Annotated in this window: 10 protein-coding genes and 1 pseudogene; 3 read left to right on the top strand and 8 right to left on the bottom strand. The window is 64.7% G+C overall.

Annotated features, from left to right (window positions below; all coding sequences use genetic code 11):
* The 3 genes and pseudogenes from ENZ75_RS11210 to ENZ75_RS11200 form a co-directional block, all read right to left on the bottom strand.
* Positions 1-196 (bottom strand): annotated as a pseudogene (locus ENZ75_RS11210) (hypothetical protein); the annotation flags it as partial.
* A gap of 14 nt (positions 197-210) precedes the next feature.
* The gene (locus ENZ75_RS11205; RefSeq protein WP_063168938.1) at positions 211-1,179 is read right to left on the bottom strand and encodes a cation diffusion facilitator family transporter; all 969 of its coding nucleotides are present in this window, start codon (positions 1,177-1,179) and stop codon (positions 211-213) included.
* Positions 1,180-1,189: 10 nt separating this feature from the next.
* A complete protein-coding gene (locus ENZ75_RS11200) occupies positions 1,190-1,876 on the bottom strand; it encodes a GNAT family protein (RefSeq protein ID WP_063170329.1) in 687 nt (228 codons plus the stop codon).
* 83 nt (positions 1,877-1,959) lie between these two features.
* On the opposite strand from ENZ75_RS11200, the gene ENZ75_RS11195 reads away from it, so the two are divergent.
* Entirely contained in the window at positions 1,960-3,144 is a 1,185-nt protein-coding gene (locus tag ENZ75_RS11195; protein WP_024502719.1) for a pyridoxal phosphate-dependent aminotransferase, read from the top strand.
* A gap of 152 nt (positions 3,145-3,296) precedes the next feature.
* Complete coding sequence (locus tag ENZ75_RS11190) at positions 3,297-3,671, top strand: YciI family protein (RefSeq protein ID WP_013529744.1); 375 nt, start codon at positions 3,297-3,299, stop codon at positions 3,669-3,671.
* Between the two features lie 101 nt (positions 3,672-3,772).
* Here ENZ75_RS11190 and ENZ75_RS11185 read toward each other — a convergent pair whose 3' ends face one another.
* The 3 genes from ENZ75_RS11185 to ENZ75_RS11175 form a co-directional block, all read right to left on the bottom strand.
* Positions 3,773-4,528, bottom strand: coding sequence for an SDR family oxidoreductase (locus tag ENZ75_RS11185; RefSeq protein ID WP_063168939.1), 756 nt, complete (start codon positions 4,526-4,528; stop codon positions 3,773-3,775).
* 257 nt (positions 4,529-4,785) lie between these two features.
* A complete protein-coding gene (locus ENZ75_RS11180) occupies positions 4,786-5,523 on the bottom strand; it encodes a tellurite resistance TerB family protein (RefSeq protein WP_024502721.1) in 738 nt (245 codons plus the stop codon).
* Positions 5,524-5,638: 115 nt separating this feature from the next.
* Positions 5,639-6,559 carry a rhodanese-related sulfurtransferase gene (locus tag ENZ75_RS11175; protein WP_013529741.1) on the bottom strand — a complete coding sequence of 307 codons (921 nt, stop codon included), beginning with the start codon at positions 6,557-6,559 and terminating at the stop codon, positions 5,639-5,641.
* A gap of 311 nt (positions 6,560-6,870) precedes the next feature.
* On the opposite strand from ENZ75_RS11175, the gene ENZ75_RS11170 reads away from it, so the two are divergent.
* Complete coding sequence (locus tag ENZ75_RS11170) at positions 6,871-7,509, top strand: 2-dehydro-3-deoxy-phosphogluconate aldolase (protein WP_027161408.1); 639 nt, start codon at positions 6,871-6,873, stop codon at positions 7,507-7,509.
* Positions 7,510-7,596: 87 nt separating this feature from the next.
* Here ENZ75_RS11170 and ENZ75_RS11165 read toward each other — a convergent pair whose 3' ends face one another.
* Both ENZ75_RS11165 and ENZ75_RS11160 read right to left on the bottom strand, forming a co-directional pair.
* A complete protein-coding gene (locus tag ENZ75_RS11165) occupies positions 7,597-7,788 on the bottom strand; it encodes a hypothetical protein (RefSeq protein WP_013529739.1) in 192 nt (63 codons plus the stop codon).
* A 176-nt stretch (positions 7,789-7,964) separates the two neighbouring features.
* On the bottom strand, positions 7,965-9,285 hold a 1,321-nt coding region (locus ENZ75_RS11160), incomplete at its 5' end, for a peptidase M15 (protein WP_128278101.1).

Below are 9,285 nucleotides of genomic sequence, written 5' to 3'. Positions count from 1 at the left end.
GCACAGTGGAAAGGCTGCCGAGTGCCAGCATCACGGTCGGCAGATAGTAGGCGCCTATACCGAACAGCAGCATGATCCACGCGGCAGCGATGACCGCGTTCCTGGTGTCGCGGTCCATCATGCCGCGTCCGGAGGATGGGCGTTCGTCAAGCTGGTTTTCAAGGTTTTGCAACTCCTGAGGCAGGACGATCGACATCGATCGATCCGGTCCTAGTGATGGTGGTCGTGATATGCAGCCGCTTCATGCTCGTGCCCGTGGTCGTGCTCGTCGCCATCGTCGGCGCATTGCCCGAATTCCGGTTCCACGGTGGCATGGCTGATGCCGTGCTCGCTGGCAAGCCGCTTCTTGACGGCACTCACCGCCTGATGCGCATCGACGCCCTCGTCTAGACAGGCATGCAGCGTCGCCATATTGCTGGTCCCGTCGAGCGACCAGACATGCATGTGGTGCACTTCGCGTACACCGTGGATCGTCGTCTGGATATCCCTGGCGATCAGATCTCGGTCGAGGCTTGGCGGCACGCCCTCGAGCAGGACATGGGCGGCCTCCCGCATCAGCGACCACGCCGTGTAGAGGATCAGCAGTGAAACCAGGACCGACAGGATCGGGTCGATCGGCGTCCAGCCGGTCGCCAGGATGACCAGCGCCGCCGCGATGGCCGCCGCCGAGCCGAGCAGGTCGCCAAGCACATGCAGGATGGCGCCGCGCATGTTCAGGCTCTCGCGGTCGCCGCCATGCAGCACGAAGAACGAGCCGAGGTTCACCAGCAGGCCGAGGATCGCCACCACCAGCATCGGCCCGCCAAGCACCGGCGCCGGCGCCTGCAGGCGTCCCCAGGCTTCATAGACGATCCACAGCGCGATGACGAAGATGGCGATGCCGTTGGTATAGGCCACCAGCGTCTTGACCCGGCCGAAGCCATAGGTGAGGCGAACGGTCGCCGGCCGGCCGCCAAGATGAAACGCATACCAGGCAAGGCCGAGCGCGATCGAATCGGCGAGCATGTGGCCGGCATCGGCCAGCAGCGCCAGCGAGCCCGTGAGGATGCCGCCAAGCGCCTCGGCGACCATGAAGCCGCCGGTCAGGCAGGCTGCGATCAGAACGCGTTTCTTGTCGGTCGAGCCATGCACATGACCAGGGCCGTGACCGTGCCCGGTGTGATCGTGGGTATGTGCCAATAGTGAACTCCTAAGCGCCGAATTCCGCGCGAAAATCCTCGAGCCGTCGCTTCTGCCGGCCGTCGCCATCGAAATTGGCCGGATCGAGCCACGCCTCATAGGCACTGCGCAGCGCCGGCCATTCCTTGTCGATGATCGAATACCACGCAGTGTCGCGGTTTTCACCCTTGACGATGAGATGCTGGCGGAAAATGCCTTCGAACTTGAAGCCGAACCGCTCGGCCGCCCGCTTCGATGGCTCGTTGCGGTTGTTGCACTTCCATTCGTAGCGGCGATAGCCGAGCCCGTCGAAGATGTATTTCATGAACAGGAACTGCGCTTCGGTTGCTCCCGGCTTGCGCGAGATGAGCGGTCCCCAATAGATGTTGCCGATCTCGATGACGCCGTAGGCCGGATCGATGCGCATCAGCGTCTGGCGTCCGGCGACCTTGCCGCTGGCCTTGTCGATGACGGTGAAGAACAGCGGATCCTCGCTGGCCTCGACTTTGTCCAGCCATGGCTGGAAGGCGGCGCGGGTCTCCGGCGGATAATCGGGCAACCAGGCGAAGCGGTCGTCGATATCGGACACGGAGGACGCTTCATAGAGGCCGTCGCCGTGTTTTGCAGCGCTCAGCGGTTCAAGCCGGACGTATCGACCGTCGATGGTCTTGCGTTCAGGCCGCGGACGCGGTTGCCAATCCCTGAGATTTTCCGACACCGAATGCTCCAATCCGTTTGACTTTTGCGGGCTGAGGCTCACAAAAACGCGACCCAACAGCAAGAACCACACGGACGGGAAAAATGCTCCACACGATTTCGGCCTTCGACCGCCTTGGCGAGGAAAACGCCTTCGCCGTGCTTGCGAGGGCCACAGCACTTGCCCAACAAGGCCGCGACATCGTCAATCTCGGCATCGGCCAGCCCGACTTCAAGACGCCGCAGCACATCGTCGAGGCGGCGATCAAGGCGCTGCGCGACGGCCATCACGGCTACACGCCGGCCAATGGCCTGCTGGCGACGCGCGAGGCGGTGGTGCGCCGCACGCTGACCACCACCGGTGTCGAGATATCGCCCGAAACGGTGATGATCCTGCCCGGCGGCAAGCCGACCATGTTCGCCGCGATCCTGATGTTCGGCGAGCCCGGCGCCGAGATCCTCTACCCGGACCCCGGCTTTCCCATCTACCGCTCGATGATCGAGTTCACGGGTGCGGCACCCATTCCCGTGCCGATGCGCGAAGAAAACGGCTTTGCCTTCTCGGCCGAGGAGACGCTGGCGCTGATCACCTCGAAGACCAGGCTGCTGATCCTCAACTCGCCCGCCAATCCGACCGGCGGCGTCACGCCTCGCGCCGAGATCGAGAAACTGGTCAAGGGGCTGGAGGCGCATCCGCAGGTCGCCATCCTCTCCGACGAAATCTACGACGTCATGACCTATGATGGCGAGACGCATTGCTCGCTGCTCGGCTTTCCCGAAATCCGCGACCGGCTGATCGTGCTCAACGGCTGGTCGAAGACCTGGGCGATGACCGGCTGGCGCATGGGCTGGTCGATCTGGCCGAATGGCGACAAGGGCGCCCATCTCTACGACAAGGTGCGCAAGCTGGCGGTCAATTGCTGGTCCTGCGTCAACGCGCCGAGCCAGTTTGCCGGCATCGCCGCCATCGACGGCCCGCAGGACGACGTCGACGAGATGATGCGCGCCTTCGACCGCCGCCGGAAGATCGTCGTCGAGGGACTGAACGCCCTGCCCAACATATCCTGCATCACGCCCAAGGGCGCGTTCTACGCCTTCCCCAACGTCTCGAAGACCGGCTGGAAGGCCAAGAAGCTCGCCTCGGCACTGCTCGACGAGGCCGGCGTGGCGCTGATCGGCGGTCCCGATTTCGGCATTCTCGGCGAAGGCTATATCAGGCTCTCCTACGCCAATTCCGAGGAGAACATCTTGCGCGCGCTGGAGCGGATCGGAGCGTTCCTGGCGAAGTAGGCTTCAAAGCAGGCCGGTGGCCTCTTTCCGGGTGGTTGCGGCTGGCGACAATGATGGTGTCATGATCTGTCCGGACACGCACGGCCAAGGCTGGGCGGGCGTGTCGGGAACCGCTACGCTCCCTGGATCAGGATCGAAGCAGGTGACATAAAATGTTCTACGCAATCCTTGCCTATCACGTGGAAGATGCGATCAAGGCGCTGACGCCGCAGGAAGATGCAGCACTTATGGCCGACCTGCTGAAGATCAACACCCGGCTTCATGAGGAAGGCACGCTGGGGCCGTCCGCGCGTCTGGGCGCAACACAGGATGCCATCACCCTGCGCGGCCCGGGCGACGGTGTGATCATCGACGGTCCTTTCGCCGAAACCAAGGAACAGTTGCTCGGGCTCTATGTCGTCGACTGCGCCACGCGAGACGAGGCCATCGCGATCGCCCGCGACCTTCGCCGCGTCAATCCCACCGCCGTTTACGAGATCAGGCCCATTCTGCTGTTCAAGCCCGGCGTGCCGCTGGCCGGGAAATAAAACCATCCGGCTGGGTCCCCGCTGCTTCGCAGCGTCCCAGCGTTCGCCGGCCTTTCATCGTGCCACTGGCACGATGAATTCGCTTACGCGAACCGGGCTGCTCACCCACGCCCGACAAACGGCATCTTGGTCGCCATCACGGTCATGAACAGCACGTTGGCGTCGAGCGGCAGGCTGGCCATGTGGACGACGGCGTCGGCGACGCGCTGAACATCCATCACCGCTTCGGCTGCGATCGAGCCATTGGCCTGCGGCACACCGACCGTCATCGGCTGCGCCATGTCGGTCAGCGCATTGCCGATGTCGATCTGGCCGCAGGCGATGTCATAGGGCCGACCGTCGAGCGCCAGCGTCTTGGTCAGTCCGGTGATGGCATGCTTGGTCGCCGTGTAGGGCACCGAGCCCGGGCGCGGCGCATAGGCCGACACCGAACCGTTGTTGATGATGCGGCCACCCATCGGCTTCTGCTTGCGCATGGCGCCAAAGGCGGCACGGGCGCACAGGAACGAACCGGTGAGGTTGACGCCGACGATATCGTTCCACACTTCGACCGGTATCTCGTCGATCGGCGTCGATTTGTAGCCCATGCCGGCATTGTTGAAGAGCAGGTCGACACGGCCGAAGGCCGCCGCCACGGTCTCGAACAGATCGTCGACCTCGCCTGCCTTGCTGATATCGCAGGCAACCGCCAGGGCCTTGGCGTCGGTGGACCCGGCCTCAGCCACGGCTGCATCCAGCACGGATTTGCGGCGTCCGCAGAATACCGTGTTCCAGCCGGCCCTGAGCAGCGCCGTGGCGACGCTCTTGCCGATGCCCGTGCCGGCCCCGGTGACGATGGCGGTTCTTTGCTCGGTCATGGCTATTGTCCTCCGGCAGCGCTGCGCTTGCTCGACTGATTTTGGGGGGTTGGCTCGAAAAGGAAGGCATCGCAAATGACGGCGGCGATGGCAAGCGTGTCCATCCGGCCGGACCGACAAAAAGGGCGGCCATTGGCGACCGCCCCTGATCTGAACCGGGCTTGGGAGGAGGAAAAGCCGATCCGACTGTGTTGAATGATGCGCTTGCTGGGTTAATGAGCGGTTAACCCGGAAAGTGCCCCCTGTGCCGTTTTGGCCTACCAGCGCGGATTGGGTGACGTCCCGGCCTTGGCCGGCACCTTGGCCGCCGAAACCGTCGCCTCGACATGGTCGACCAGCGCGTCCGGCAGGCCGAGCCGGCCGGCAAGCAGGTCGAGATAACCGCGCTCGGCGCGTGTGTCGGGATCGATGGTCAGGCGCGACGCCGTGTAGAGTTCGAGCTTCTGCGCATCGGTCTTGGCGCCGGCCACCAGCGTGTCGAGGTCGAGCGGGCTTGCCAGCTCCGCCATCAGGAACTTTTCGGCGTCGGAGCCTATGCCGGCCAGGCTGAGCTTGCCGGCGATCTTCTGGCGCTCTTCATCGTCGATATGGCCATCGGCCTTCGCCGCCGAAATCATCGCCCGCACCAGGGTCAGCGTGAATTCGTCCTCGCCTTGCGGCGCCTGCGACGGGTGGAAGGGGGTATCCTTGGGCGGCGGCAGCAATTCCGGTTCACCGGCCGCCGGTGCTTCCGCGGGCGCGTTGCCGGCCTTGTAATTCTGGTAGGCCTTGTAGGCGAGGCCGCCGATCGCGGCCAGTCCGCCAAGCTTCACCGCGGCGCCCGTCACGTTGCGGCCAGTACCGGTTCCGAGCAGCACCGCGGCCAGCGCACCGGCGGCCAGCGGATTGTCCTTGGCCATCTGCACGGCCTGCCCCGCCTTGTCGCGAACGGTGCCGCTGGTGCCGGGGATTTGCGAGCCGAGCAGATCGTCGAGAAGCTTCTTGGGATCGAACATTCAGTGCCTCCAGGATTTGCCCGGCCAACGGGCGGGTTTCGAACGTCGAAGACGTAGGTCCCGAAACTTGACATTGCAATGACAGGCAGCCGCTTTGCAGCAGCACGATGCTGGATCAGGAGCCGATATGCGGCCCCCTGCCCCGCGCCTGCGCAAGCTCGACCTGGCGCTGGCGCTCGGCATAACGCTGGCGGTCCTCGTCCGAACGCGCATCGAAGCAATGCGGGCACGAAATACCGGCAGCGAATTTGGGCGACGTCAGCTCGCCCGGCGTCAGCGGGTGGCGGCAGGCGCGGCACAGTTCCGCGTCGCCCTCGGCAAGGCCGTGCGACACCGAAACCCGCTCGTCGAAGACGAAGCACTCGCCTTGCCAGAGGCTCTGTTCGGCCGGAACCTCCTCGAGGTATTTGAGGATACCGCCCTTGAGATGGAAGACATCCTCGAAGCCGAGCGATTTGACATAGGCGGTTGCCTTTTCGCAGCGTATGCCGCCGGTGCAGAACATCGCAACCTTGCGGCCTTCGAGCTCCGCCCGGTGCGTTTCCACCCAGGCCGGGAACTCGCGAAAGCTTGCGGTGGCCGGGTCGATCGCACCCTTGAACGTGCCGATCGACACCTCATAGGCGTTGCGCGTGTCGATGATGACAGTGCCGGGCTGCGAAATCAGAGCGTTCCAGTCGGCCGGCGCGACGTAGGTGCCGGCACTTTTCGAAGGATCGATGTCATCGACACCCATGGTGACGATCTCGCGCTTCAGCCGCACCTTCATGCGATGGAACGGCATGTCCGCGGCCGCGCTGTACTTGACCTCGAGTCCGGCAAGCCCTTCGATGGCTTCGAGATACGCGATCAGTTCGGCAATTGCCGTCTCGCTGCCGGCGACGGTGCCGTTGATGCCTTCATGCGCCAGCAGCAGCGTGCCCTTTATGCCGCGCCCGCAGCAGAATGCGGCGAGCGGCGCGCGCAGTTCTTCGAAAGCGTCGAGCCGGGCAAACCGGTAGAGCGCGGCGACGCGAAGGAGTGGAAGTGATGTCATCGCCGAAGCCACTAGACGCTCGAGCAAGCCGATTCAAGGCAAAGCAGGCATCCTGTTCGGCGGGTCACTGGCGCAAATCTGCACCATGGGTGAATTTGTACCATAGCTGAGATCAGGGAGTCAAGAAAAAATTCCTATCCTGAAAAGCCACCGGGACCAAAGCTGTCGGCACCATCGAGCCGGCAGCCACCCTTGTCAACTTGGGCTTGGCGAGTATGGGCGACGCGTGACATCGCGACACGGCCGGTTTCGTGGACAGGAAAACGGCCTTCTGCTAATCGGTTGAATTGTCCCACGCCACGGAGAGACACATGCCCAGCAAGACCGAAAAACTTCTGTCGCTCCTCAACGGCCAGCCCGTCATCCCGGTGCTGAAGATCTCCGATGTCGCCAATGCCGTGCCGCTGGCCCGCGCTCTGGCGCGCGGCGGCCTGCCTGCGATCGAGATCACGCTGAGGACCGCCGACGCGCTGGAAGCGATCCGGCGGGTCGCTGGTGAAGTCGAGGAAGCCATCGTCGGCGCCGGCACCATTCTTGATGCCAGGCAGTTCGAAGAGGCGGCCGCCGCGGGCTCGCGCTTCATCGTCAGCCCCGGCATCACCCGCGAGCTTCTGTCGGCAGCCGCCGCCAGCGATGTTCCGCTGCTGCCCGGTGCGATCACCCCCGGCGAGATCATGGCCGCGCGCGAAGCCGGCTTGCGCTTCCTGAAATTCTTCCCGGCCGAGCAGTCGGGCGGCATCGCTTCGCTGAAGGCCTTCGCCTCGCCGCTCGCCGATGTGAAATTCTGCCCGACCGGCGGCATCTCGGCCAAGAACGCGGCTGACTATCTAAGCCTGCCCAACGTGGTCTGCGTCGGCGGTTCCTGGGTGGCGCCCGACGACCTCGTCAAGGCCGGCAAATGGGACGAGATCGAAGGCTTGGCGCGCGCGGCGAGCAAGCTCACAAAATAAGGCTTTCATGGCGGCATGGAAAAACCCGGCCGACTTGCGTCGACCGGGCTTCCGCCGGATGTTTTTTCCAGGCCTGCCTTGGCCGGATCAGTTGCAGACCCTGACTTCCCTGACCACCCTATGATGATGCTTCCAGGTCGTGACAACCTTGGTCCGGCAGTGCTTCTTCATGTGCATGTGATCGTGGGTCTTGACGACAATGGTTTCGGCCTGCGTAGGGGCGATGGCCGCCGAAGCGGTTGCCAACGCGATGACCGATGCCAGTAGAATCTTCTTCATGGGTATCCCCGGGTTTGAACGAACGAGGGAGAAACCGTTGACGGCCCGAGGCGTTCCACGATCACGGCAATGTCAGGCCGGTGTGATCGGAAGCCGGCGGGCCGCGCGACCGGATCCGGCCACGCAGCAAAAAGCCGCGCTGGTTGCCCGGCGCGGCTTTGTCGGTTGATTTGCCGTCATTTGGTCTGGAAGCGGGCTACCGACATGAACTTGACGGCGTTGCCGGTGAAGCGATTGGCATCGGCCACCTGGCTGCTCGGCTGGAAGCCAGCGGTGTAGACCTCGCTCGGCGGCGTGTGCACGATGCTGTAGGCGTAACCCGGCGCCGTCGTCGCGCTTGAAACGGTGGCGACCTGCTCGCCGCTGGTCAAGGCCCAACGGGCGGCCTGCGGTGCGGCTGCAACCACCATGGCCTTGGGGCCTGGCTTCAGGTCGCGGGCGGTGGCTCTCGATTCCTTGCGGGTCGTCTTGACGCCGGCGCCGATCGCGGCGGCCGGATCGGAACCGACTGGGCGGGCCACGACAGCATCGCGCGGCGATGCGGTGTTGGTGCCCGGATCGTTGAACGCCGAACGCGGCTCGGACCCGGACAAGGAAGCAAGCTGGTAATCGGCCGCACCGACCTGGGCATTGGCCTCGTCGAGCACGGCCTTGACCGCGTCCGGCCTGGCCATCTCGGGCCGCGCCGTCGGCAGCACCGAGAACGCATCGGTCGCGGTCTTGCCTTGGTCGGCCGTCTCGGCCAGCGCCATCAGCACATCCTTGCTGGGCGGCGCAGCCAGAGCGGCCGGCAGCGAATTGTCGGGACGCCATGTCGGCAACGGTATGTTGTTGACCGCGACCTGGGTCGCATCAGCCGAAGCCGTTGCATCGGCCATGCCGAAAGGAACGCTCGCCGGCGCATGCGCGGTCGCCACGGCCTGCTCGGTGGTGGCTGTCGCCTCCGCCATCGCGAAGGGAACATTCTCAGGCTGCTGCGCGCCGACATCGGCTTTCGGCCGCGGTGCGAAATCCGGCAGCGGAATGCTTCGGGCCGGCAATGCCGCGATGATCGTCTCCGGCGTGTCCTGTTCAGGCTCCGGAGCCTGCTGTTCGGTCACCTGCGGAATCTCGGCGCGCCGCGCATTCTCCGGCGCCACGATGGCGATGCCCGGGAGGTTGCTGGTCTTGGCCGCCGCTGCCGGCTTCAGGTTTCTCGCCTTGGGCGGGGGGGCGGCCGAAGCGGTCTCGACATCGGCGCTGTCGTCGGCCTCGTCGTCGCCGCCGCCACCGAAGAAAGCCGACAGGAATCCACCCGATTTCTTGCTGCTGCCGCCGGCACTGGCCATCTCGATGGCCGGCGAGCCCGATCCCTTGCGCGCCTTGTAGGAGGCGAGCGCCTGCTCAAAGCCGGGCAGCGGCCTGCCGTCGCTCGGCACATGCAGCGTCTTGCCATTGGGGAACAGGGAGACCAGTTCCTGCCGGCTGATACCGGGCCAATGGCGCACATTGCCGACA

The sequence above is a fragment of the Mesorhizobium sp. M7A.F.Ca.CA.002.04.1.1 genome (assembly GCF_004022805.1).
Classification (GTDB): domain Bacteria; phylum Pseudomonadota; class Alphaproteobacteria; order Rhizobiales; family Rhizobiaceae; genus Mesorhizobium; species Mesorhizobium ciceri.
This window is presented reverse-complemented; position numbering and strand designations above follow the sequence as displayed.

Bases quoted from the DNA above. Each gene is read 5' to 3' on its own strand.
- ENZ75_RS11195 (WP_024502719.1), top strand. From the start codon at position 1,960: ATGCTCCACACGATTTCGGCCTTCGACCGCCTTGGCGAGGAAAACGCC.
- ENZ75_RS11190 (WP_013529744.1), top strand. From the start codon at position 3,297: ATGTTCTACGCAATCCTTGCCTATCACGTGGAAGATGCGATCAAGGCG.
- ENZ75_RS11185 (WP_063168939.1), bottom strand. From the start codon at position 4,528: ATGACCGAGCAAAGAACCGCCATCGTCACCGGGGCCGGCACGGGCATC.
- ENZ75_RS11180 (WP_024502721.1), bottom strand. From the start codon at position 5,523: ATGTTCGATCCCAAGAAGCTTCTCGACGATCTGCTCGGCTCGCAAATC.
- ENZ75_RS11175 (WP_013529741.1), bottom strand. From the start codon at position 6,559: ATGACATCACTTCCACTCCTTCGCGTCGCCGCGCTCTACCGGTTTGCC.
- ENZ75_RS11170 (WP_027161408.1), top strand. From the start codon at position 6,871: ATGCCCAGCAAGACCGAAAAACTTCTGTCGCTCCTCAACGGCCAGCCC.
- ENZ75_RS11165 (WP_013529739.1), bottom strand. From the start codon at position 7,788: ATGAAGAAGATTCTACTGGCATCGGTCATCGCGTTGGCAACCGCTTCG.